At 65.6% G+C, this 21,464-nt stretch carries 20 protein-coding genes; 8 read left to right on the forward strand and 12 right to left on the reverse strand.

Going from position 1 to position 21,464, the window contains the following annotated elements; translation table 11 throughout:
* On the reverse strand, positions 1-2,688 hold the full coding sequence (locus tag H5V43_RS09440; RefSeq protein ID WP_025549733.1) for a bifunctional [glutamine synthetase] adenylyltransferase/[glutamine synthetase]-adenylyl-L-tyrosine phosphorylase: 2,688 nt from the start codon (positions 2,686-2,688) through the stop codon (positions 1-3).
* Positions 2,689-2,770: 82 nt separating this feature from the next.
* On the opposite strand from H5V43_RS09440, the gene H5V43_RS09445 reads away from it, so the two are divergent.
* Positions 2,771-2,962, forward strand: coding sequence for a hypothetical protein (locus H5V43_RS09445; RefSeq protein WP_025549732.1), 192 nt, complete (start codon positions 2,771-2,773; stop codon positions 2,960-2,962).
* Positions 2,963-3,117: 155 nt separating this feature from the next.
* Positions 3,118-3,450 (forward strand): hypothetical protein, encoded by a 333-nt coding sequence (locus H5V43_RS09450; RefSeq protein WP_025549731.1) that lies wholly within the window; start codon positions 3,118-3,120, stop codon positions 3,448-3,450.
* A 9-nt stretch (positions 3,451-3,459) separates the two neighbouring features.
* On the opposite strand, the gene ypfJ is transcribed toward H5V43_RS09450, so the two are convergent.
* Positions 3,460-4,329: a KPN_02809 family neutral zinc metallopeptidase gene (gene ypfJ / locus H5V43_RS09455; RefSeq protein WP_025549730.1), complete on the reverse strand. Its 870-nt coding sequence runs from the start codon at positions 4,327-4,329 to the stop codon at positions 3,460-3,462.
* 158 nt (positions 4,330-4,487) lie between these two features.
* On the opposite strand from ypfJ, the gene H5V43_RS09460 reads away from it, so the two are divergent.
* From H5V43_RS09460 to H5V43_RS09475, 4 genes are all read left to right on the forward strand, one after another.
* Positions 4,488-5,666, forward strand: a complete 1,179-nt coding sequence (locus H5V43_RS09460) for a patatin-like phospholipase family protein (RefSeq protein WP_044662741.1) — start codon at positions 4,488-4,490, stop codon at positions 5,664-5,666.
* Complete coding sequence (locus H5V43_RS09465; protein WP_025549729.1) at positions 5,663-6,457, forward strand: 3-hydroxybutyrate dehydrogenase; 795 nt, start codon at positions 5,663-5,665, stop codon at positions 6,455-6,457. Before H5V43_RS09460 ends, H5V43_RS09465 begins: the two co-directional genes overlap by 4 nt.
* A 157-nt stretch (positions 6,458-6,614) precedes the next feature.
* Positions 6,615-7,169, forward strand: coding sequence for a hypothetical protein (locus H5V43_RS09470; RefSeq protein WP_025549728.1), 555 nt, complete (start codon positions 6,615-6,617; stop codon positions 7,167-7,169).
* A 141-nt stretch (positions 7,170-7,310) separates the two neighbouring features.
* Positions 7,311-8,672 carry an amidohydrolase gene (locus H5V43_RS09475; protein ID WP_025549727.1) on the forward strand — a complete coding sequence of 454 codons (1,362 nt, stop codon included), beginning with the start codon at positions 7,311-7,313 and terminating at the stop codon, positions 8,670-8,672.
* 135 nt (positions 8,673-8,807) lie between these two features.
* Here H5V43_RS09475 and ftsH read toward each other — a convergent pair whose 3' ends face one another.
* From ftsH to ptsP, 6 genes are all read right to left on the reverse strand, one after another.
* Entirely contained in the window at positions 8,808-10,757 is a 1,950-nt protein-coding gene (gene ftsH, locus H5V43_RS09480) for an ATP-dependent zinc metalloprotease FtsH (protein ID WP_025549726.1), read from the reverse strand.
* Positions 10,758-10,824: 67 nt separating this feature from the next.
* Positions 10,825-11,016, reverse strand: a complete 192-nt coding sequence (locus tag H5V43_RS09485; protein WP_025549725.1) for a hypothetical protein — start codon at positions 11,014-11,016, stop codon at positions 10,825-10,827.
* Between the two features lie 128 nt (positions 11,017-11,144).
* Positions 11,145-12,089, reverse strand: coding sequence for a tRNA lysidine(34) synthetase TilS (tilS, locus tag H5V43_RS09490; RefSeq protein WP_099186027.1), 945 nt, complete (start codon positions 12,087-12,089; stop codon positions 11,145-11,147).
* A gap of 7 nt (positions 12,090-12,096) precedes the next feature.
* A complete protein-coding gene (locus H5V43_RS09495) occupies positions 12,097-13,008 on the reverse strand; it encodes a tol-pal system YbgF family protein (RefSeq protein ID WP_099186028.1) in 912 nt (303 codons plus the stop codon).
* A gap of 100 nt (positions 13,009-13,108) precedes the next feature.
* Entirely contained in the window at positions 13,109-14,011 is a 903-nt protein-coding gene (locus tag H5V43_RS09500; protein WP_025549723.1) for a helix-turn-helix domain-containing protein, read from the reverse strand.
* Positions 14,012-14,113: 102 nt separating this feature from the next.
* Complete coding sequence (gene ptsP / locus H5V43_RS09505; RefSeq protein WP_025549722.1) at positions 14,114-16,390, reverse strand: phosphoenolpyruvate--protein phosphotransferase; 2,277 nt, start codon at positions 16,388-16,390, stop codon at positions 14,114-14,116.
* Between the two features lie 151 nt (positions 16,391-16,541).
* Here ptsP and H5V43_RS09510 point away from each other — a divergent pair, with 151 nt between their 5' ends.
* A complete protein-coding gene (locus H5V43_RS09510; RefSeq protein WP_025549721.1) occupies positions 16,542-17,699 on the forward strand; it encodes a pyridoxal phosphate-dependent aminotransferase in 1,158 nt (385 codons plus the stop codon).
* 124 nt (positions 17,700-17,823) lie between these two features.
* Positions 17,824-18,993, forward strand: coding sequence for a pyridoxal phosphate-dependent aminotransferase (locus H5V43_RS09515; protein WP_025549720.1), 1,170 nt, complete (start codon positions 17,824-17,826; stop codon positions 18,991-18,993).
* Positions 18,994-19,281: 288 nt separating this feature from the next.
* On the opposite strand, the gene H5V43_RS09520 is transcribed toward H5V43_RS09515, so the two are convergent.
* From H5V43_RS09520 to H5V43_RS09535, 4 genes are read right to left on the reverse strand one after another with little or no spacing between them, the layout of a single operon-like run.
* Positions 19,282-19,749 carry an SRPBCC domain-containing protein gene (locus H5V43_RS09520; RefSeq protein ID WP_025552103.1) on the reverse strand — a complete coding sequence of 156 codons (468 nt, stop codon included), beginning with the start codon at positions 19,747-19,749 and terminating at the stop codon, positions 19,282-19,284.
* Complete coding sequence (locus H5V43_RS09525; protein ID WP_025552101.1) at positions 19,746-20,237, reverse strand: VOC family protein; 492 nt, start codon at positions 20,235-20,237, stop codon at positions 19,746-19,748. Before H5V43_RS09525 ends, H5V43_RS09520 begins: the two co-directional genes overlap by 4 nt.
* A gap of 11 nt (positions 20,238-20,248) precedes the next feature.
* Positions 20,249-21,052 (reverse strand): VOC family protein, encoded by an 804-nt coding sequence (locus tag H5V43_RS09530; RefSeq protein WP_025552099.1) that lies wholly within the window; start codon positions 21,050-21,052, stop codon positions 20,249-20,251.
* Positions 21,053-21,090: 38 nt separating this feature from the next.
* Positions 21,091-21,453: a DUF1428 domain-containing protein gene (locus tag H5V43_RS09535; RefSeq protein WP_025552097.1), complete on the reverse strand. Its 363-nt coding sequence runs from the start codon at positions 21,451-21,453 to the stop codon at positions 21,091-21,093.
* Between the last annotated feature and the right edge of the window lie 11 nt (positions 21,454-21,464).

The raw sequence follows: 21,464 nt of genomic DNA on the forward strand, positions 1-21,464 counted from the left end.
TCATTCCTCCTTGAAGGGCGCGGCCAGCGCCGCCCATGCGTCACCGACCCTTTGCCGGGCCTTACCGTAGCTTTCAAGCAGCGCGTCCCAGCTTTCGACGCCGCAGGCCCGCGCGACGAGAGGCCGGGTGGCTTGCGGAGGTTCGGTCGATTTCGGCGAAACGAGGCGGGAAACGACGAGAAAGCGGGTGATGAGATCATGGGCCGGGATCAATTCGCCCGGCAGGTGGCCGGCCGCCGTAAGCTGCTCCAGCGCGGCGCGCAGATCGGGGTCGAACGCCATATTGTGGCGGAACTGGGTGACGTGGATCAGGAATTCCAGGTCTACCAGCCCGCCCGGCACCAGCTTCACGTCCAGATCGCTCGCGGGCGGTTTGTGCCTCGCGATGTCGCCCCGCATCTTCACCGCGTGGCGCGCCAGTTCGTCGAAATCGCGCTGCCGCTCAAGCGTTTCCGTCAGGATCGCGCCCAGCGCCGCGCGCGCGGCATCGGAGCCGAAGACCGGGCGGGCGCGCGTGAGCGCGAGATGCTCCCAGGTCCACGCCTCCTCCCGCTGATAGCGGGCGAAGCTGTCCAGGCTGACCGCCAGCAGCCCTTGCGCGCCGGAGGGGCGAAGGCGCGTGTCCACCTCATATAACGGGCCTGCCGCGGTGTGCACCGACAGGGCATTGGTGATGCGCTGGCCAAGGCGGTTGAAATATTGCGTCGCGCCCAGCGGCTTCGCGCCGTCGGATTCGGTTTCGAAGCTGCCGGTGAAGAGATAGACGAGGTCGAGGTCGGACGCATGGGTCAGCACTCCGCCGCCCAGCCGGCCCAGCGCCAGGATCACCATCTCGCCGCCGGGCACTTTTCCATGGGCGCGCTCGAACTCCGCGACGGTGGCGGCGCCCAACGCCTCGATGGCGGCTTCGGCCACGCGGGAATAGCCCCGGCCCGCCTCCAGCGGATCGCCGCCGCGAATGATCTGCGCGCCCAGGGCGAAGCGGCGGTCGTTCACCCGTTGGCGCACCCGGTCGAGCAGCGCCTGATAATCCTCCCCCTCCTCCAGCCGGGCGAACTGGTCGGCCAGTATCTCCACAGGAGGCGGCGGATCGAAGGCGGAGGTGTCGATCAGCCCGTCGAGCAGTTCCGCCCGGCGCCCCAGCGCGTCGGCCAGCGTCGGCGCATGGCTCAGCAGTTCGGCCAGCAGTTCCACAAGGCCAGGTCGCGCCGCCAGCAGCTTGAAGAAGTTGATCGCGCTCGGCAGGCGGCCGACCAGATCGTCCAGCCGGTTGAGCGCTCGCGCCGGATCGGGCGCCGCTGCCAGCGTCCGCATCAGGCCCGGCAGCAATTGCTCCAGCGCCTCCCGCGACGCGCCGCTGCGCAATGCGCGGACCGTGCCCGATCGCCAGCGCGCGATCCGCGCCAGCGGCGTTTCCGGATCGGCAAAACCCAGTTCGGCAAGCTGCGCCTTCAGCCTCTCCTCGTCCAGCGATAGGGATTCATCGGGCGTCGCTGGGGTCAGCCGGTCGTAATTGCCGCCCACCCACTGCACATGCGGGCGCAGCAGGTCGAGCAGCGCTCCGCCATCCTCCAGCCCGTGCAGGCGCGCGACATTATCCAGCGCCTCGGCCGACTTGGGCAATTCATGGGTCTGGCGATCCTCCACCATCTGCAACCGGTGCTCGACGGTGCGGAAGAGGACATAGGCCTCGTCCAGCCTGGCGGCGACCTCCGCTTCGAACACGCCGGCGGCCGCCAAGGCACGCAAGGCTTCCCGCGTATTGCCCGACCGCAGGGAAGGATCGCGCCCGCCATGGATGAGCTGGTGCACCTGCGCGAAGAATTCGACTTCCCTTATGCCGCCGCGCCCGCGCTTGAGGTCATAGCCCGGCCCGAACGCCTGACCCTGCGAATAATGGTCGCGGATTCGGCGGGAGATGTCCGTGATCGCATCGATGGCCCCGAAATCCAGACTGCGGCGCCAGACGAAGGGGCGGATCGCCTGCATGAAATAATCGCCCAGCGGCAGGTCGCCCGCCGCCGGTCGGGCCCGGATGAACGCCGCCTGCTCCCAGCCGAGCGCGGTCGATTCATAATAGCCGATCGCCGCCTCCACCGGCAGGGCGATGGGCGTCGCCTCCGGAGAGGGGCGCAGGCGAAGGTCGACGCGGAACACATAGCCGTCGCCGTCCCGGGCATTCAGCAGTTCGCTGACCCGCCGGCCGATGCGCACGGCCGCGTCCGCCGGGTCTTCCCGCTCGCCATGGGGCAGCGTCTTCGGGTCGTAGAGCAGGATCGGATCGATGTCCGACGAATAGTTCAGTTCCCGGCTGCCATGCTTGCCGAGCGCCAGCACCACGAAGCCCCGCTTCTCCGCGTCCGGATAGCGCTCCGCCATGGCGGCGGCCAGCGCCTCCTCCAGCGCCTGGTCGGCAAAGTCCGACAGGGTGCGCGTGACCCGGTCCAGTCCCCAGACGCCCGCCAGATCGGCGGCTGCGGTCACCAGGGCCACCGCGCCACGCCTGCGCCTCAGCGACCGGGCAATGCCGTCATCGGGCGCCGCCACCTGCTGCGCGGCGGCCCAGGCCCCCTCGAAATCTCCGCTCTCCACCAGATCGGCAACATCCGGAAAGCGATCCAATTGCCGGGCCAGGAAAGGCGAATGCGCCCTGATCCTTGCCGCGACCGCCAAACGGTCCGTCACCATGAATCTCCCATAATGGAGCCGATATTGCGTGCCATTGCGACGAACACCAGAAACTTTTGCGCCGCTTGGCAGTTATCTTACCATGGAAATGCAACGAAAACCCCTCAGCCGGTCGGCCCGGATTCAGGATGGCGCGATCCGCCGCGTCCTGAATATCGGCGTTCCGCAGCCCTATGAGGGCATCGGCAATGCGTTGCGTTCGACCTTCCGTGCGGGTAGCGGCGCTGTTCCGGACGACATGCTCGACCTGCTGGAGAAACTCGACCGGCATTAGTTTCCGTCGGATCGGCCCAGACCCACCGCGCTCCTGCGGAGGAGCGGGGCGTCGAGGGGACCGCCGCAGTCTAGGCTAGCCACCTTCACAAGGGGCGACAGCATTTTATTTACGATCCGCGCCTATGATGACGCGATCATGAATGGACGCGCCCCATGATCTACAAGGCCTTTGCCGCCGTGACCCTGATCGCGGCTCCGATCATCGTATTGACGGTGGAAAGCTTCGTGCCCCAATCCAGTCAGGCCGTGCCGTCCGCTGCGATTGTTCCGGCTTCAGCGCCCGTGGTGATGCCCGCCCAGGCCGCGCCGTCCCCAACGCCGCCCCAAGATAGCGGCGCCCAAGATCCGGGCGCTGCGGACTTGGGCCAGCCCATGCCCGAAGCCGGCAGACCCTTCCTCGCCCCGGGCGCAGGGCTGCCCGCTGCGCCCGTATCGAACCCGACGCCGGTCGAAGGCGTGCAGCCGTCCGACGAGGTGCCCGAATAAGGCCGGACCTCATATTTCCTTGAAGGTGTCGCATTGCGCGGGATCGCCGCTGTCGAGTCCCTTGCGCAGCCAGGTCATACGCTGTTCGCTGGTGCCGTGGGTGAAGCTTTCCGGCACGGGACGGCGGCCGGCCGCCTTTTGCAGCGTATCGTCGCCTATGGCTTGCGCCGCCTTCATCCCCTCCTCCAGATCGCCCGATTCCATGAGGCCGGTGCGCTTGGCCCAGACGCCCGCATAACAGTCCGCCTGCAATTCGACCCGCACCTGCAGCGCATTGCCCTGTTCCTCGCTGACGGCGCGCTGCCGCTGGTTCACCTCGCCCAAAGTTCCCTCCAGATCCTGCACATGATGGCCGACTTCATGCGCGATCACATAGGCTTGGGCGAAATCGCCAGGGGCGCCGAAGCGCTGGCGCAGTTCGGTGAAGAAGTCGGTGTCGAGATACACTTTGCGGTCATTGGGGCAATAAAAGGGGCCCATGGCGCTTTGCGCCGCGCCGCAGCCCGACACGCCGCTCTGGGAATAGAAGTAAAGGACCGTCGGCTGATATTGCCGGCCGGCCTGCTGGAAGAGCGGCCCCCAGACGCGCTCGGTCGATCCCAGCACCTTCAGGGACCAATGCTGTATATCGCTGAGTTTGGACGTGTCGCGGCTGACCTCGCTCCCCTGCGGCATCTGGCCGCCACCCCCCATCAGGCTCAGGGGATTGACGCCCATGACCGCCAGAATGATCAGCACCACGACGATCCCGCCGCAGCCGAAACGGCTGCCGATCAGCGGCAGCAGCAGGCCCAGACCGCCGCCCATTCCGCCGCCGAAGCCGCCGCGACCCTCCTGGATCTCGAAATTGGTGCTTTCCCGTTCGTCGTCGAGCCGCATCTCGTCCCTCTCTTTCCTTGCCCTGCCTATTCCATTCCGTCGTCGGTGGAAACGTCCCCGATGCAATGCGGGTTGCGGCGAGCGCACCGTCCCATGAAGAGAATGTAACGAGACATTCAGTTGGAATGCCGGAAGACTATTCTATATTGCGCTGCGACATGGCCGACACCGAATCCCAGCCGCGCAGGCGCGCCAATATGCCGCTTCCCCTCCCCCGCGAAGTCGCCCTGTTGCTGCAGGGCGGCGGAGCGCTCGGCTCCTTCCAGGCGGGCGTTTATCAGCGGCTGGACGAGTTGGGAATCGACGTCAGTTGGGTCGCGGGCATTTCGATCGGCGCGGTCAACGCCGCCATCATCGCCGGCAATCCGCCGCACAAGCGCCTCAGCCGGCTCAAGAAATTCTGGCTGACCGTCTCCGGCGGCATGCCCAATGTCGTCCTGCCGGAAATCGACCATATCCGGGAGGCCGCCCATCTGATGGCGGCGGGCACGGTCGCGACCTTCGGCGTGCCGGGCATGTTCCGCCCGCGCCTCTGGCCCGCGCCGCTGATGCCGGAAGGGACGGCCGGCGCGATCAGCTTCTACGACAGTGCGCCGCTGAAGGACACGCTGGACGCCTGCATCGACTGGGACCTGCTGAATGACGGGCCGGTGCGGCTGTCGGTGGGCGCGGTGGATGTGGAAAGCGGCAATTTCGCTTATTGGGATACGCGCGGCCGGGGCGGCAACACCCGGATCGACGCGCGCCACATCATGGCGTCGGGCGCTCTGCCACCGGGCCTGCCGCCCATCGAGATCGACGGGCGCTGGTATTGGGACGGCGGCATCGTGTCCAACACCCCGCTCGCCCATGTGCTGGACCATCAGAGCGAGGATATGCTGGTGTTCCAGGTCGACCTGTTCCCCGCCGAAGGGCCGATGCCCCGGCAGATGACCGATGTCTATTCCCGGACCAAGGACATTCAATATTCCAGCCGTACCCGCCAGGTGACGGACCAGTATCTGCGGCTGCGCAAGGAGCATAAGGCGATCCGCGCCCTGCTCGACAAACTGCCGCCCGAATTGCAGGAGGACGCGGACGCACAGCGGCTGCGCCAGTTGCTGGACGTGGGTTCGGTCAACATCGTCCACCTCATCTACCGCAGCCGCGCTTGGGAAAGCGGAGCGCGCGACTTCGAATTTTCCCGCTCCACCATGCTCGACCACTGGGCGCAGGGCCGCGACGCGGTGGAGGAAGTGATGCACAAGGGCGACCTCATCGCCCGCAACATCGTCAACGGGAAAAGCTCCACCTTCGACCTCGACGCCCCCGACCATCTCAAGGAGAAGCAGGCATGAGCAGCCAATTCCTGTCCGGCAAGACCGCCCTCATCACCGGATCGACCTCCGGCATCGGCCTTGCCTATGCCAAGGCGCTGGCCGGGGAAGGCGCGAATGTCGTCATCAACGGCTTCGGAGATGCGGACGCGATCGAGAAGGAACGCGCCGGGCTGGAGGCGTTGAGCGGGGCGAAGGCGCTCTATAGCGGCCATGACCTCACCAGGACCGAGCAGATCGAGGCGATGATGAAGGAGGCGGCCGACGCATTCGGCGGCGTCGACATCCTCATCAACAATGCAGGGGTGCAGCATGTGGCGCCGGTCGAGGATTTCCCGGTCGACAAATGGAACCTCATCATCGCGCTCAACCTCAACAGCGCCTTCCACACGTCCCGTCTCGCCATTCCCTTCATGAAGGAGAAGAAATGGGGACGGATCATCCAGACGGCTTCGGCGCATTCGCTGACGGCCTCTCCCTATAAGAGCGCCTATGTGACGGCCAAGCATGGCCTGGCCGGTTTCACCAAGACGCTGGCGCTGGAGCTGGCGACCTTCGGCATCACGGCGAACTGCATTTCGCCCGGCTATGTGTGGACGCCGCTGGTGGAGAACCAGATTCCCGACACGATGAAGGCGCGCGGCATGACGCGGGAGCAGGTGATGAACGACGTGCTGCTGGCTGGGCAGCCGACCAAACAGTTCGTCACGGTCGATCAGGTGGCGTCCATGGCGCTTTATCTGTGCAGCGATGCCGCCGCGAACATCACCGGCGCCAATATGAGCATCGACGGCGGCTGGACCGCGCAATAGCCATATCCATCCCAGTCGTCTGCGCGCAATTCCTTAACATGGATTGTGTCATATTGGGGACAGCGGGAAGGATTTGTTTTCATTGAGGAAACCTGATGCGACCAGCGCAGGTTATCCCCCGACACGCCATGCGGCGAAATTGGAAAAGGGACTCCTCATGAAGAAATATCTCGTTGCGGCCGCACTTGTTGCGGCGCTGCCTTCCGTCGCGTCGGCGCAGGAGGAAACGGCGCCCGACGGCACCCAGGCCTTCGGCGTCGAACCCTATGTCGGTATATTGGGCGGCTATCACACCTTCGACCGTGGCACCGAATTCGGCAGCGTGCCCGGCGAGACGATCATGAACGGCGCGATCATCAGCGGCGTCGCGGGCGTCAACGTGCCGCTCGGTCCCGTCTTCGTGGGCGTCGAGGGCAATGCGACCAAGGGTTTCAGCGACATTGACTGGGAATATGGGGTGAAGGGCCGTTTCGGCGCGCGGGCTGGTGAAAGCGGCATGATCTTCGCGTCGGCCGGCTATCAGTGGGTCAACGGCAAGGGCGGCTGGCCGGACCGCAAGGACTGGATGTACGGCCTGGGCGTCGAGGTCGGCCCGAAGGACATCGGTCTGGGCGGCGTCACGGGCAATAGCGGCATCCGTCTGCGCTTCCAGACCGAAACCTATGATTTCGACAGCTTCCGGCCCACGGCTGGCGTGATCTTCCACTTCTGATCCCTCCCATGGCATCGGCAGGAGCGCCCGTCGGCAACGGCGGGCGCTTTTGCTTTGGGGAAACAGGCTGGACAGCCGAAGCCCCTTAAAAGGCGCGGCAAATCCGCTTATGGTTGCTTCTTCCATCAGGGAGACCCATCGATGCGTCATGCGTTGACGGCCGTCATGGCCGCCGCCAGCCTTATCTCCATTGCCCATGCCCAGTCCCCTGGCGCGCCTGTGAATGGGGCGACGCCCGCGACGCCGCCCAATGCCATCGCAGCGACCATCGCGAAGGACATGGATGGGCTGATGACCCTCTATCGCGACCTGCATGCCAATCCCGAACTGTCCGAACAGGAAAGCGCCACCGCCGCCAAGCTCGCCCGGCGGTTGAAGGCGATGAAATTCACCGTCACCGAAAAGGTCGGTGGAACGGGCGTGGTCGCGGTACTGAAGAACGGCTCCGGCCCGGTGCTGCTGATCCGCGCGGACATGGACGGACTGCCCGTGACCGAGCAGACGGGGCTGGAATTCGCCTCCAGGGTGAAGGCCAAGACCGCCGACGGCTCTGAAACCGGCGTGATGCACGCCTGCGGCCATGACACGCACATGACCGCCTTCATCGAAACCGCGCGGCTCCTCTCCACGATGAAGGAGGAATGGAAGGGCACGCTGGTGATGATCCTTCAGCCGGCCGAGGAAGTGGGCCGTGGCGCGCGGCTGATGCTGGAGGATGGGCTCTACACCCGCTTCCCGCGCCCGACCCATGCCATCGCCTTCCACGACGCCGCCAATCTGGAGGCGGGGAAGATCGGCTATACGCCGGGCTTCGCACTCGCCAATGTGGACAGCGTCGACCTTTTGGTGCGGGGCGTGGGCGGCCATGGCGCCTATCCGCAGACGACACGCGACCCGATCGTGATCGGCGCGCGGATCGTGAACTCGCTGCAAACGCTGGTCAGCCGGGAACAGGACCCGTTCGATCCGGCCGTCGTCACCGTCGGCAGCTTCATGGGCGGCGCCAAGCATAATGTCATTCCCGACGACGCGAAGATGCTGCTCACCGTGCGCAGCTATTCCGATGAAACGCGGGAAAAGCTGATCCGGGGCATAGAACGCGTCGCCCGCGGGGAAGCCATTGCGGCGGGCGTGCCGGACGACAGGATGCCGGTGATCTCCGTAAAGGACGAATTCACGCCCTCCACCTACAATCCGCCCGCCTTCGCCAACCGGATGGCGGACGTGCTGAAGGCCCATTTCCCCGAGGGCACCGTCAGCGAAACCAGACCCTCCATGGCGGGAGAGGATTTCGGCCGCTATTACCGCGCCGACAAGAGCATCGAAAGCTTCATCTTCTGGGTCGGCGGCGTGCCGGCCGACCAGATGGCGAAGGCGAAGGCCGGTGAGGTCAGCCTGCCGTCGCTGCACAGTCCCTTCTGGGCGCCCCAGGCCGACCAGGTGATCGCCACCGCCAGCGAAGCCATGACGGTGCTGGCGATGCACATATTGAAACGGGAATGAGGCTGAAGCCCCTCATTCCCCCTCCCGCAGGCGGGAGGGGGAATGTCTTGGCCTGGCCAAAAGCCACCCCGCCCCGCAATCCATGAAAAAGGGCGCCACCTCCCGGCAGCGCCCTTTCTCAATCCATAAACCCGGTCAGGCGCCCGCAGGCGACGGATCACCGAACGGCCCCTTGCGCCGGCGCGTCTTCGGGATCGAAGACCCAGCCGCCGGGATCGCGGACGGCTTGATCGTCGTGCCGTCGTCACGGGTGATCTCGCCCTTGTCGAGCAGCGTCTTGATCTCCTCGCCGCTCAGCGTCTCATATTCGAGCATCGCATTGGCGAGCAGGTGAAGCTGGTCCTCATGACCCTTCAGGATTTCCTGCGCCCGCGCATAGCCCTGCTCGACCAGCCCGCGGATTTCCTTGTCGATCAGCTTGGCCGTCTCGTCCGACATATGGACGCGCTGGCTTTGCGAATAACCGAGGAATGTCTCGCCCTGCTGCTCTTCATATTGCAGGGGGCCGAGCTTGTCGGACATGCCCCATTGCGTAACCATGTCGCGCGCGAGCTTGGTGGCATATTGAATGTCGCCCGAAGCGCCCGACGACACCTTGTCATAGCCGAAGATGATCTCCTCAGCCACGCGGCCGCCCATGGCGACGGCCATGTTCGCGTGCATCTTGTCGCGGTGATAGCTGTAGCTGTCCCGCTCCGGCAGGCGCATCACCATACCCAACGCGCGGCCGCGCGGAATGATCGTCGCCTTGTGAATGGGGTCCGAGGCCGGTTCATGGACAGCGACGATGGCATGGCCCGCCTCATGATAGGCGGTCATCTTCTTCTCATCGTCGGTCATCACCATGGAGCGGCGCTCGCTGCCCATCATGACCTTGTCCTTGGCCGCCTCGAACTCGTCCATGGCGACCAGACGCTTGCCGCGGCGGGCAGCCATCAAGGCGGCTTCGTTGACGAGGTTCGCCAGATCGGCGCCGGAGAAGCCCGGCGTGCCCCGCGCGATCGTGCGCGGATTGACGTCCGGCGCCAGCGGCACCTTCTTCATGTGCACGGCCAGAATCTTCTCGCGCCCCTCGATGTCGGGACGCGGCACCACGACCTGCCGGTCGAAACGGCCCGGACGCAGCAGCGCGGGGTCCAGCACGTCGGGACGGTTGGTCGCCGCGACGATGATGATGCCCTCATTCGCCTCGAAGCCGTCCATCTCCACCAGAAGCTGGTTCAGCGTCTGCTCGCGCTCGTCATTGCCGTTGCCGAGGCCCGCGCCGCGATGGCGGCCGACCGCATCGATTTCGTCGATGAAGACGATGCAGGGCGCATTCTTCTTCGCCTGCTCGAACATGTCGCGGACGCGACTCGCGCCCACGCCGACGAACATCTCGACGAAATCCGAACCCGAAATGGTGAAGAAAGGCACGCCCGCCTCACCCGCGATCGCGCGGGCCAGCAGCGTCTTGCCTGTACCCGGCGAGCCGACCAGCAAGGCGCCCTTGGGAATCTTGCCGCCCAGCCGCGCGAACTTGCTCGGGTCCTTCAGGAACTCGACGATTTCCTGCAATTCCTCACGCGCTTCGTCGATGCCGGCGACGTCATCGAACGTCACCTTGCCATGCTTTTCGGTCAGCAGCTTGGCCTTCGACTTGCCGAAGCCCATGGCCCCGCCCGCGCCGCCGCCCTTCTGCATCTGGCGCAGCACGAAGAAGGCGATGCCCAGGATCAGCAGGAACGGCAACGACTGGTAGATCAGGATCATCCAGAAGCTCGGCTGTTCCTCCGCCTGGCCGGAATATTTGACATTATAGTCGTCCAGCAGGCCGGTCAGGCCAGGGTCGTTCACCGGGACAGTGCTGAATTTCTGACCACTGCTCAGCGTGCCGGAAATCCGGTCGGTGGCGATGGCGACATCCTTGACCTGGCCTTCCTGCACCTTGGCGCGGAATTCGGAATAGGCGATGCCGGTCCCGGCGGTCGACGCCGTGCGGCTGTCGAACATGGAGACGAACAGCAACAGGGCGACAATCACCCCCGCCCATATCATCGCGCTCTTGATCCAGGGATTACCCTGCGGGTCCTTCTCGTCGTTCATTCACCACTCTCTTTCACCCGGCAAGATAGGATGCCGCAGCAAAATCGCAAGCGCGCGCCTGCTAAGGTCAGCCGCCGATAAATTGCGACAGGGCGATATAGGCCAGGATTACCGCGACCCCCGCCGACAGACCGCAAAGCATATAGCCGGTATAGAGCAGCATCGGCGGATGGGGTCGCTCCATCCGGTGATTACGCTGCGCCGCCGAAAGAATGACGCTGGCCAGCAGGCCATAGGTCACCGCCGCAAATTCAAACATGAATCGAAAATTCCCACGCTCAACTGGCTTCATTAACCAACATAGGCGTTAAGGAAAGGTCATTGCGCCCGATCAAATCGACGGATTGTTCGACGGATGCGCCAAGCCGTGGAACCTTTCCGTAACGATCATTGCCAGCGTCGCTGGGGCGCCAGCGTCAGAGTCCAGCAGGCCCCGCCCTTCAGGATGAGGCGACCGATGCTCATCTTCTCGCCCCGGCGCGCCGCCGCGACCAGCCTGTCCACCGCTTCCCCGCGTGGCGGGGCGGCATCCGGCTGCAATCGCGCGATCATGCGGAGGATCAGGCGGCGCAACAATTCGCGGGGCAGGTCGGTCCGGTCCAGCGTCAGCCCGCCTCCACCCGCGTGCACATGGCGCGCTTCCAGATCGTCGACCGTCCAGTCCAGCGCCTCCTCCGCCTCGGCCAGAGCCGCCGCGCTGCGTCCCGCCGCCGCGGCGTCGATCCAGTCGACACCGGCCAGCGCCATGCGCAGGGCAGCCCGGTCGAAGCGCGCATCGCTGTTCGACGGATCGTCGACATGGGGCAGGCCGCGTTCCAGCGCATAGGCGAGCAAGTCGGCCTTGCGCACGCCCAGCAGCGGGCGCAGCACCACGCCCTGCCGCGCCCGCACGCCGGCCAGCCCGCCCACGCCCGCGCCCCGGTTGAGCCGCATCAGCAGCGTTTCCAACTGATCGTCCGCATGATGCGCCGTCAGCAGCCAATCCAGCCCCCGCGCTGCCCGCCAGCCTTCCAGCAGCCTGTACCGTTGCGCTCTCGCCCAGCTCTGAACATTGCCGCGAACCGCGCCGGTGGGATGCAGGGTGGCATGCGCGATCCCGGCGCCTGCGCACCAGTCCGCCACCATCGCCGCCTCCGCTGCCGAAGCCTCGCGCAAGCCATGATCGACCGTGGCCGCCTCGACACGCGCCGGAAAGGCGCGCGCGGCGAGGTCGAGCAGCGCCATGCTGTCAGGCCCGCCGGAAACCGCCACGCCGAAACGAGCGCCGGCGGCATCCCCGACCAGCGCCATCATCGCCCGGCTCAGTTCCGCGACGGGATCGCCCTCGGCCATGGGGACTTCAGGCGGTGCACTTGGCCCTGGTCCGGCCCTTGTCCATCATGCCGCGCAGGCCGTTCGACAGGCTGGCGCCGTAGACCTGCTCCAGTTCCGCATAGACCTTGCAGGCGTCGGCGGGCTTCTTGAGCTGGATCAGCGCCTCGCCCAGATAGGCCAGGCTGTCGGCCGCACGGTCGCCCTTGGGCCGCTTCTGGTAATTTTCATAGAAGGCGACTGACGCCAGCGCCGGCTTGCCGTCGTCCAGATAGGCGCGGCCCAGCAGGTTCGCCGCCTTGCTGGCGACGGGACTGGCGCCATATTTATCCACGGTCGCCTTCAGCTGCGCCTGCGCCTCCGGATAGAATTTCGCGTCCCACAGGCGGAAGCCATAGGTGTAGGCGTCGTCGGCCTCATTACCCGTCGAGGGCCGCTCGATCGCGGCGACGGCGGTCTTTCGTTCCTCGCTCGCACCATTGGCGGCCGGGCGCGGCGCACCTGGCCGCGCCGATGCGGCGGTGGAGGCCGGAGCGGCCGAGGCGGAGGGGCCGACCGCCGGCGGCACGACCGCGGGCGCGGCACGGCTTTCCTGTTCCGCCTTGTAGCGGTTGAACGCCTCTTCCAACTGCTTCAGCTTGAAGCTGTTTTCCTCCACCTGCCCGGTGATCGAGGCCAGTTGCGATTCCAGCGCATTCACCCGCGCCGTCAGATCCGCCACCGGCGTGGAGGCAGGCGATCCCGGCACCACGGCCGGCGCGGCGGGACGCGTGATCTCCGCCTCCAGCGGCGCGCCGGCCGGGAACACCTTGCGCTGGACCGCGCGCATTTCCTTTTCCAGACGGTCGACCCGAACATCGACGCTGACATTCTGGGCCGCGAGCGGCGGCGCGAGCGCAATGAGCGCCAGTGCAGCCGTCGCGAAAAAAGCGTTACGCATGGATGATCCCCGACTTATATCCGGTGTTAACCATAGGGCGATAATCCGCCCGGTAAAGCGCGACTTTGCGCCAAATTCCGCTGAATCGCCCCTGAACGGATCAGTCGGCCGCAGCGGGCGCAGGTGCGGCGGGCACCGGGGCGGCCGGACCCGTGGGAACCGGGGCCGTGGAGGCCGGAGCCGCCTGACCCTGGCCCTGACCCTGCGCCGCGGCAGGCGCCGCCCGCGCCAGCAGCGCCTCCGCATTGACCGGCACATCGGCGATGGTCCGGTCCGGCGGCCCCAGCGGCGCAATCGGCTTGCCGCCAACCGTCACGGTCAGCGCCTGCGGCCGGCCTGTCAGGATCATCGGATTGCGGGCATTGGCGGGAAGGGTGAAGCTTTCCCCCTTCTTCATCAGCCCGTCCTTCAGCCTCTCTCCCGCCTCGTCATAAATGCGCAGCCAGACATCGTCATTGGCGGTGAACAGCACGGTCTGCACCACCGGCGGCGCCGGGCGAGCGCCTGCTGCCGGCTTCGCGGTCGCGGGCGCGGGGGCACTTTGCTGCGCGGCGATCTCCTCGCCTGTCGGCGGCGTCATCACCTGCGTGCGCCAGACGGCGAAACCGGCGACCAGGATCACGACGATGGCCGCCGCCGTCCAGGCCAGGGCCCGCGATGGAACCCGCGCCGGATCGGCCGGTTCGAACGCCTCATAGCGATTGCTGCCAAGGTCGGAATTATGCACCGCGTTGCGCACGTCGGCGGCGATCGCCACCTCGTCCACATCGATGGCGCGGGCATAGGCGCGGGCAAAGCCCACCGCATAGGGAATGCCGGGCAGGGCGGCATAATCGTCGCGCTCTATCGCCTCCAACTGCCGCTGGGCGATGCGCGTCCGCGTGGCGACATCCTGTATCGACAGTCCTTGCGCCTCCCGCGCGGCGCGCAGGCGCGCCCCCGGAGTATTGGGCTGCCGTTCCGGCGCCGCGACGCCGGGTTCCAGTTCAGGTTCTTCTGCCATGCTGCTCCGCGACTTTTGAAGGCTGGCCTTGTCTCATTGCGGGACGGGGATTGTCAACGCCGCGCCGCCCCGGAAAGGCGGGATGCATCGCCGCGATCCCCATTAATTCAATTCAATAGCATGTTCGCCGGCCCAGTCGACCAGCGCCGAACGAATATCCGTCACGCCCTTGTCCAGCAGATCGCGCATGAACCGGCGCAGTTCCGCAGCATCGATGGTCCGGATCATCGCCTTCACCGGACCGACCGATGCCGGGGTGATCGACAGGCGCCGCACGCCAAGGCCGATCAGCGCCATCGCCTCCAGCGTGCGCCCGCCCATTTCGCCGCAGACGCCGACCGGCACCTCATAGGTTTCACAGGCGCGCACCACGCGGTCCAGGAATCGCAATATCGCGATGCTCAGCCAGTCGTAGCGCTCCGCCAGGCGCGGATGCGCACGGTCGGCGGCGAACAGGAACTGCGTCAGGTCGTTGGTGCCGATGGAGAGGAAATCGAGCCTGGGCAGCAGGAGGTCCAGCACCTCCGCCAGCGCGGGCACCTCCAGCATCGCGCCATAGCGCACCGCGACCGGCAGCTTCTTCTTCTGCGCCACCAGCCATTCGCGCTGATGTTCGACGAGCGCCTTCGCCTGCTCATATTCCCAGGGCTCCGACACCATCGGGAACATGACGTGCAGCACCTTGCCCGCCGCCGCCTCCAGCAGCGCGCGGGCCTGCGCCTTCATCAGGCCGTCGCGGTCCAGCGCCAGCCGCAAGGCGCGCCAGCCCATGGCCGGATTGTCCTCCAACTCCTCCTCATCGTCGCGGGACATGTAGGGCAACGCCTTGTCGCCGCCGATGTCGACAGTGCGGAAGATCACCGGCCGGTCGCCCGCAGCATCGAGGACGTCTCGATAAAGCCGCTGCTGCTTTTCCCGCTGCGGCAAAGTGGCGGAGACGAGGAACTGGAATTCGGTGCGGAAGAGCCCGATGCCGTCCGCCCCCACGATGTCCAGCGCCTGCGCATCCTCACGCAGCCCGGCATTGACCATCAGTTCGATCCGCTGGCCGTCGACGGTGACGGAGGGCAGGTCGCGCATCGCCGCGAATTCGGCCCGGCGCTTCTGCGTTACATGCAGCTTGTTCTCGAACGCCTCGTCCATGTCGGGCGTCGGGCGGATCAGCAGGGCGTTGGCGCCCACATCCATCAGGATCAGGTCGCCCTCGTTCACCTGATGGCGGATGTCGCGCACGCGGCCCAGCACCGGCACGCCCATGGCCCGGGCCACGATGGTGACATGGGCGGTCAGCGACCCTTCCTCCAGGATCACGCCCTTCAGGCGCCGCCGGTCATATTCCAGCAGCTCCGCCGGTCCCAGGTTGCGCGCGATCAATATGGCGTCCTGCCGCAATCCCAGTTGCGCCGCCGTTCCCAACTGCCCCGACACGATGCGCAGCAGCCGGTTCGCCATATCCTCCAGATCGTGCATCCGGTCCTGAAGCAGCGGGTCGTCGATCTGGCGCATGCGCATCCGGGTGCGCTGCTGCACGCGCTCGATGGCGGCCTCCGCGGTCAGGCCACTGTCGATCGCCTCGTTGATCCGCCTGATCCAACCCTCGTCATAGGCGAACATCTTGTAGGTTTCGAGCACCTCCTGATGCTCGCCCTCCGTGCCGAACTCGGCCGTGCCGGTCATCCGGTCGATCTGCTCGCGCATCTTGGTGAAGGCGGAAATCACGCGCTGCCGCTCGGCCTCCGTATCCTCGGCGACGGTATGTTCGATATGCACGCGCGGCTGGTGGAACACCGCATGGCCGCGCGCCATGCCCATGACAAGCTGCAACCCGTGCAGGACCGACGTGCCCGTATCCTGCACGCGCGAGTCCGTCGGGCCATCGTCGGCCAGTTCGGCATTGGCGATCAGTTCGGACAACACCATCGCCACGGTCTGGAGCGCCTCGATCTCCACCTCCTCATAACGGCGCGGCTCGACATGCTGGACGCAGAGCACGCCGATGGCGCGCTCCCGCCGCACGATCGGCACGCCGGCGAAGCTGTGGAACAGTTCCTCCCCCGTTTCCGGGCGATAGCTGTAATCGGGGTGCGAGGCCGCCTCGTCCAGGTTGAGCGTCTCGACATTGGTGGCGATCATGCCGACCAGACCCTCGCCCATCGCCATGCGGGTGACGTGCACGGCCTCCTGCTTCAAGCCCCGCGTCGCGAACAGTTCCAGCAGCCCTTCGCGCACCAGATAGATGGAGCAGACCTCGCTCGACAGCGATTCCCCGATGATCTCCACCACCTTGTTCAGCTTCGCCTGCGCGCTGGTGCGCGCGGCCATGACTTCCTGCAGGCGGATGAGGATCTGGCGGGCGGCGGCGGCGGGCGTGCTGGGCATGTGCCAAGCGCTAACAGATCGCGCGTCCGCTTTCCAAGGCGAATATGCGCGGTTCCAGCGGATTTTCCGTCTATGGATATGGCGGAAATGGACGAGGCTTTCGTTTACAGCCTTAAAATCTCGAAAGTCAGCGAGTCAGGGAGACGAGCATATGGCAGAAATCGATACGAAAGCCTTCGAACAGGATCTGATCGACCGCGGCTATTCCCGCCGCCAGATGGGCAAGGTCGCGGCCTTGCTGGGCGCGGGCGCGGCCGCCCTGCGCGTCACCGGCGCCATGGCGCAGCAGGCGGCGAAGCCGGTGGAAGGCGCGGTGCGCATCGGCGCCAATGAATGCTGGACCGGCCCCTTCCCCGTCGCCGCCGAAGCCGCGTTCAAGCTGGTGCAGGAAGGCAATCGCTACGAACCGAATGACGAACATGCGAAGCTGTTCGCCGCCGTCGCCGCCGTGGAGGGCATCCCGGCCGACCGCATCACCGCCTGGCCGGGCTCCAGCGATCCGCTGAGCCGCGTCGCCGTCGCCTATGCATCGCCGACGCGCGGCATCGTCACCGGCAACCCTGCCTATGAGGCGATCTGGCGCACCGGCGACTGGCTGGGCGCGAAGGTGACGAAGGTGCCGCTCACCAAGGATTATGCCCATGACGTGAAGGCGATGCTGGCGGCCGATCCCAATGCGGGTGTCTATTATATCTGCTCGCCCAACAATCCGACCGGCACGATGACCCCGCTGGCCGACATCCAGTGGCTGGCCGACAACAAGCCGAAGGACGCGATCCTGGTCGTCGACGAAGCCTATATCCACTGGTTCGATGGTCCGAACGCCGCGAAGATGGCGGCCAGCCGCGACGACGTGCTGATCCTGCGCACCTTCTCCAAGCTGTTCGGCATGGCGGGCATGCGGCTGGGTCTCACCTTCGCCAGCCCCGCGATCATGGAAAAGATGATGCGCTATGACGGCGGGCAGGTGACCGCGATGCTGCCGATGACCGCCGTCGCCTGCGGGACCGTGTCGGTGGCGCAGGCCGACCTCATCAAGGCCCGCCGCGCGGAAATGGTCGCCAATCGCGAAATGGCCATCGCGCACCTCAGGAAGAAGGGGATCAAGGTCATCCCCGGCAGCCAGGCCAATATGTTCATGGTCGACTGGGGAAAGCCGGCCAAGGCCATGCAGGCTGCCATCCTTGCGGAAAAGGTGCAGATCGGGCGCAACTGGCCGATCTGGCCCAACGTGTCGCGCGTCTCCGTCGGCTCGGCCGATGAGATGAAGGCCTTCTGCGATGCCATCGACAAGGTTTGGAAAGCCTGATCCAGGTTAACGGCTCATAAAATTTCAGGAATCCGGAGGCGGCGCATTGTGGAAATGCGCCGCCTCCTTCGTTTCCCCCGGTGGAATATGCGCAGTTGATGGAACAACTAGGGGAACAGACGACATGACCATGATGTTGGAAAAGGACGCCCGCGAAGACCTGCTCGACCGGGGCTATTCCCGCCGCACGATCGGCAAGATTTCCGCTCTGATGGCGGCCGGGGCGGCTGCCGGCAACCTGTTGATCCAGCCCGCCCTCGCGCAGCAGCAGGCGGCGCGCGGGGTGAAGGGCGCGGTGCGCATCGGCGCCAACGAATGCTGGACGGGCCCGTTCGAACCGGGCGTTCAGGCCGCGGCCAGGGCCGCCGCCGTCGGCAACTGGTACGATCCCGACAATTACAAGGGCGACCTGATCGCCACCATCGCCAAGGTGGAGGGGATTCCGGAATCGCACATCATGCTGTGGCCGGGTTCGGGCGGGCCGCTGGTCAGCACGGTCGCGGCCTTCTGCTCGCCCACCAAGGGCCTCGTCACCGCCGATCCGACCTTCGAATCCGCCTGGCGCACCGCCGATTATCTGAAGGCCCCCATCGCCAAGGCTCCCCAGGCCATAAGCAAGGGGCACGATGTCAAGGCGATGCTGGCCGCCAATCCCAATGCCGGGCTCTATTATATCTGCACGCCCAACAATCCGACCGGCACCATCACGCCGCTGGCCGACATCGAATGGCTGCTGGCGAACAAGCCCAAGGATTCGTTCCTGCTGGTCGACGAAGCCTATATCCACTGGTTCGACGGCCCGAACGCCGCGAAGCTGGTGGCGGGTCGCAAGGACCTGATCGTCATGCGCACCTTCTCCAAGCTGTTCGGCATGGCGGGCGTGCGCCTCGGCCTGACCTTCGCGGACCCCGAAGTGCAGAAGCGCATCAGCCTGTTCGGCCCGACGGCGGGCGGTCTGTCGATCACCGCCATGGCCTGCGGCAATGCGGTCTATCCCGAAGCCGGCCTCATCAAGGCACGCCGCGCGGAAATGATCGCGAACCGCGAGGAAACCATCGCCTGGCTCACCAAGAAGGGCATAGAGGTGCACCCCGGCAGCGAGGCCAATATGTTCATGGTCGACTGGAAGACCAAGCCGGCCAAGGAGATGCAGGCCGCCCTGATCGCCACGCCGGAAAAGGTGCAGATCGGGCGCAACTGGCCGATCTGGCCCACCGTCTCGCGCGTGACAGTGGGTTCAGCCGACGACATGGCGAAGTTCCGCGCCGCGGTGGACAAGGTGTACAAGGCCTGATTTCCTTCCCCCGGGTCGCACAAAGGGCGTCCGGTATATCCGGGCGCCCTTCTTTCCATCCTTGGGCAATCCAAGGCATTTCCATCCCGTAGCCGGGAGGGCGATGTCCGCTCTGCGGCCCGACCTAGAGCCAATCGACATTCAGAAGATGACGAACCGAGCCGAAGGCCACCGAAGGTAAAATGGTGATTTTCCGTGACCCGGAGCGCAGCCTGCTCAAAGTAGGTGAGCACCGGAAGCACGGAAAAGCGTCATTTGCAGGCCGTCAGGGCTGAATGTCGATTGGCTCTAAGCCATGCCCGCCGAAGTCTCGCACAAAGCCCTGAACTGCTCGGCCATCTGGTCCCAGCCGGGGTGGAATCCCATCTCCTCATGCTTCGCCATCGCTCCGGCATCCCAATGCCGGGCCGTCGCGGTGAAGCGCGTCCCCTCCCCCTCCACGGCAAAGCTCCAGATCGCCGTCATGAAGGGCGTTTGCGGTATCCAGCCGGAGGCATAGGCGTCGGTCGTCACCACCTTCTCCTGCGGCACCACCTCCAGCACGATGCCTTCCATCGGCCCCGTGTCCTCGCCATTCGGGCCGAACATCCGCACCGCGCTCCGCCCGCCGGGCCGCAGATCCTCCTCGATCACCTCGGCGCGCCAGGGCTTCGGGCAGAACCATTGGTCCTTGAGGTCCGTCCATACCTTCCACACGATTTCGCGCGGGGCGGCGATGTGACAGGTCACCGATAGTTCGAATTCCGCCGCGCTCATGCCGGCCTCCCCTCGAAAGCCGCCTTCATCCGAGCGGTATCCAGCTTCTGCATGGTCATCATCTCGTTCATCATCCGCTGGATGCCCGGTCGGTCGCCGGTCTTGTAAAGGTCCATGATCTCCTGCGTCACCAGCTGCCAGGACAGGCCATATTTGTCCTTCAGCCAGCCGCACGGGCCCGGTGAACCGCCGTCGGCGGTCAGGGCATCGAAATAACGATCGATCTCCGCCTGATCCCGACAGGCGACGGACAGCGAGACCGCCTCTGTGAAAGGAAATTTCGGCCCCCCGTTCAGCGCCTGATAGCTTTCCCCGAACAGGGTGAATTCCACCAGCAGCACGTCCCCGCCCTTGAACGGACTGGGGCTGGGATTATCGTCGGGATAGCGGCTGATGAAATCCACCGATCCCCCGAACAGGGAGGTGTAGAAGCGCGCGGCCTCCTCCGCCTGCCCGTTATACCACAGGCAGGGTGAAATCTTCGACATGGTTCCTCTCCTTATGCCGTGCCGGATCGCATGCCCACCAGCGCGAACATCGCGCCCTGGGGGTCGGTCGCCTGGATGATCCAGGCCCCGCCCGGCACCTCCATCGGGCCGTTCAGCACGGTTCCGCCGCCGGCGTTCACCTTCTCCGTCGCGATGTCGATGTCCGGCACGACGAAGTAGAAGAGCCAGACCGGCACCGGCACCTCCGGGGGACGGGCCATGATGCCGCCCGTCATGCTCTGGAAATCGGTGCCGCCGGTCTGGGAGACGAGCTGATAGCTGCCCATTTCCCCCATATCCATCGCCTCGCCCTTCGCCCAGCCGAACTGCCCGGTGTAGAAGGCCAGGTCGGCGTCGAAAGCGCCGCTGTAAAGTTCATGCCAGCCGACATGACCGTTCGCCATTGGTGGCGCGGGCTCCATCCCGTCGGGACTGGACCCCTTGAGCAGCATGAACGCCGCCCCGCCCGGATCGCTCATCACCGCGAAGCGCCCGACGCCCGGAATGTCCTCCGGCGCGCGCTTCACGCTGCCGCCCGCCCCGGCCAGCCGCTTCGCATCCGCATCCACATCGGCCGAACCGACATAGCCACCCCACCAGGGCGACATGCCGCGATCCTTCGCTTCGGCCGGAATGGACATGATCCCGCCCATCGGCCCGGCGCTGCCCGACACGACATGATAGGGATCATCGGTCCGCTCCCCGCCAAAGGGTTGCGCGGTCCAGCCGACGATGTCGCCATAGAAGGCGATCGCCGCCTGCGGATCGCTGGTCATCAGTTCATACCAGAAGAATTTGCCGTTCAGGTCGGTCATTTCCAGCCTCCCTCAAGCCCAGTTTTCGATCCCCGCCCTCAGGCCCTTGCGTCGAGCAGCACCTCGAACCCGCCATAGATCAGCCGCGCACCGGCGAAAGGCATGTCTTCCCCTTCCTTCGGCTCCATCCGCGGATCGTTCATGACCTTCTCCGCCCCTGCATCGCGAGTCGCCTTGTCGGGCCATTCGATCCAGGAAAAGACGACCTCCTCATCCTCCTCCGCGATCACGGCGGTGCGGAAATCGTTGACCTTGCCTAGCTTGACGTCGTTCGCCCAGCATTCCACGACCCGCAGCGCGCCATGTTCGATGAAGATCGGCGCGGCATAGGCCGCCACTTCCCTGTACCGCTCCTTGTTGCCCTTGGGCACGGGGATCACGAAACCGTCCATATAGCTCATCGTTTCTCTCC

The organism is Sphingobium fuliginis (genome assembly GCF_015074805.1).
GTDB lineage: Bacteria > Pseudomonadota > Alphaproteobacteria > Sphingomonadales > Sphingomonadaceae > Sphingobium > Sphingobium fuliginis.

What these genes read in the sequence shown, in the direction of transcription:
- ptsP (WP_025549722.1), bottom strand. Translation starts at nt 16,390, where the DNA reads ATGCCCAGCACGCCCGCCGCCGCCGCCCGCCAGATCCTCATCCGCCTG.
- H5V43_RS09535 (WP_025552097.1), bottom strand. Translation starts at nt 21,453, where the DNA reads ATGAGCTATATGGACGGTTTCGTGATCCCCGTGCCCAAGGGCAACAAG.
- H5V43_RS09475 (WP_025549727.1), top strand. Translation starts at nt 7,311, where the DNA reads ATGCGTCATGCGTTGACGGCCGTCATGGCCGCCGCCAGCCTTATCTCC.
- tilS (WP_099186027.1), bottom strand. Translation starts at nt 12,089, where the DNA reads ATGGCCGAGGGCGATCCCGTCGCGGAACTGAGCCGGGCGATGATGGCG.
- ypfJ (WP_025549730.1), bottom strand. Translation starts at nt 4,329, where the DNA reads ATGCGGCTCGACGACGAACGGGAAAGCACCAATTTCGAGATCCAGGAG.
- H5V43_RS09520 (WP_025552103.1), bottom strand. Translation starts at nt 19,749, where the DNA reads ATGAGCGCGGCGGAATTCGAACTATCGGTGACCTGTCACATCGCCGCC.
- H5V43_RS09530 (WP_025552099.1), bottom strand. Translation starts at nt 21,052, where the DNA reads ATGACCGACCTGAACGGCAAATTCTTCTGGTATGAACTGATGACCAGC.
- H5V43_RS09470 (WP_025549728.1), top strand. Translation starts at nt 6,615, where the DNA reads ATGAAGAAATATCTCGTTGCGGCCGCACTTGTTGCGGCGCTGCCTTCC.
- H5V43_RS09450 (WP_025549731.1), top strand. Translation starts at nt 3,118, where the DNA reads ATGATCTACAAGGCCTTTGCCGCCGTGACCCTGATCGCGGCTCCGATC.
- H5V43_RS09525 (WP_025552101.1), bottom strand. Translation starts at nt 20,237, where the DNA reads ATGTCGAAGATTTCACCCTGCCTGTGGTATAACGGGCAGGCGGAGGAG.
- H5V43_RS09440 (WP_025549733.1), bottom strand. Translation starts at nt 2,688, where the DNA reads ATGGTGACGGACCGTTTGGCGGTCGCGGCAAGGATCAGGGCGCATTCG.
- H5V43_RS09510 (WP_025549721.1), top strand. Translation starts at nt 16,542, where the DNA reads ATGGCAGAAATCGATACGAAAGCCTTCGAACAGGATCTGATCGACCGC.
- H5V43_RS09465 (WP_025549729.1), top strand. Translation starts at nt 5,663, where the DNA reads ATGAGCAGCCAATTCCTGTCCGGCAAGACCGCCCTCATCACCGGATCG.
- H5V43_RS09485 (WP_025549725.1), bottom strand. Translation starts at nt 11,016, where the DNA reads ATGTTTGAATTTGCGGCGGTGACCTATGGCCTGCTGGCCAGCGTCATT.
- ftsH (WP_025549726.1), bottom strand. Translation starts at nt 10,757, where the DNA reads ATGAACGACGAGAAGGACCCGCAGGGTAATCCCTGGATCAAGAGCGCG.
- H5V43_RS09515 (WP_025549720.1), top strand. Translation starts at nt 17,824, where the DNA reads ATGACCATGATGTTGGAAAAGGACGCCCGCGAAGACCTGCTCGACCGG.
- H5V43_RS09460 (WP_044662741.1), top strand. Translation starts at nt 4,488, where the DNA reads ATGGCCGACACCGAATCCCAGCCGCGCAGGCGCGCCAATATGCCGCTT.
- H5V43_RS09445 (WP_025549732.1), top strand. Translation starts at nt 2,771, where the DNA reads ATGGAAATGCAACGAAAACCCCTCAGCCGGTCGGCCCGGATTCAGGAT.
- H5V43_RS09495 (WP_099186028.1), bottom strand. Translation starts at nt 13,008, where the DNA reads ATGCGTAACGCTTTTTTCGCGACGGCTGCACTGGCGCTCATTGCGCTC.
- H5V43_RS09500 (WP_025549723.1), bottom strand. Translation starts at nt 14,011, where the DNA reads ATGGCAGAAGAACCTGAACTGGAACCCGGCGTCGCGGCGCCGGAACGG.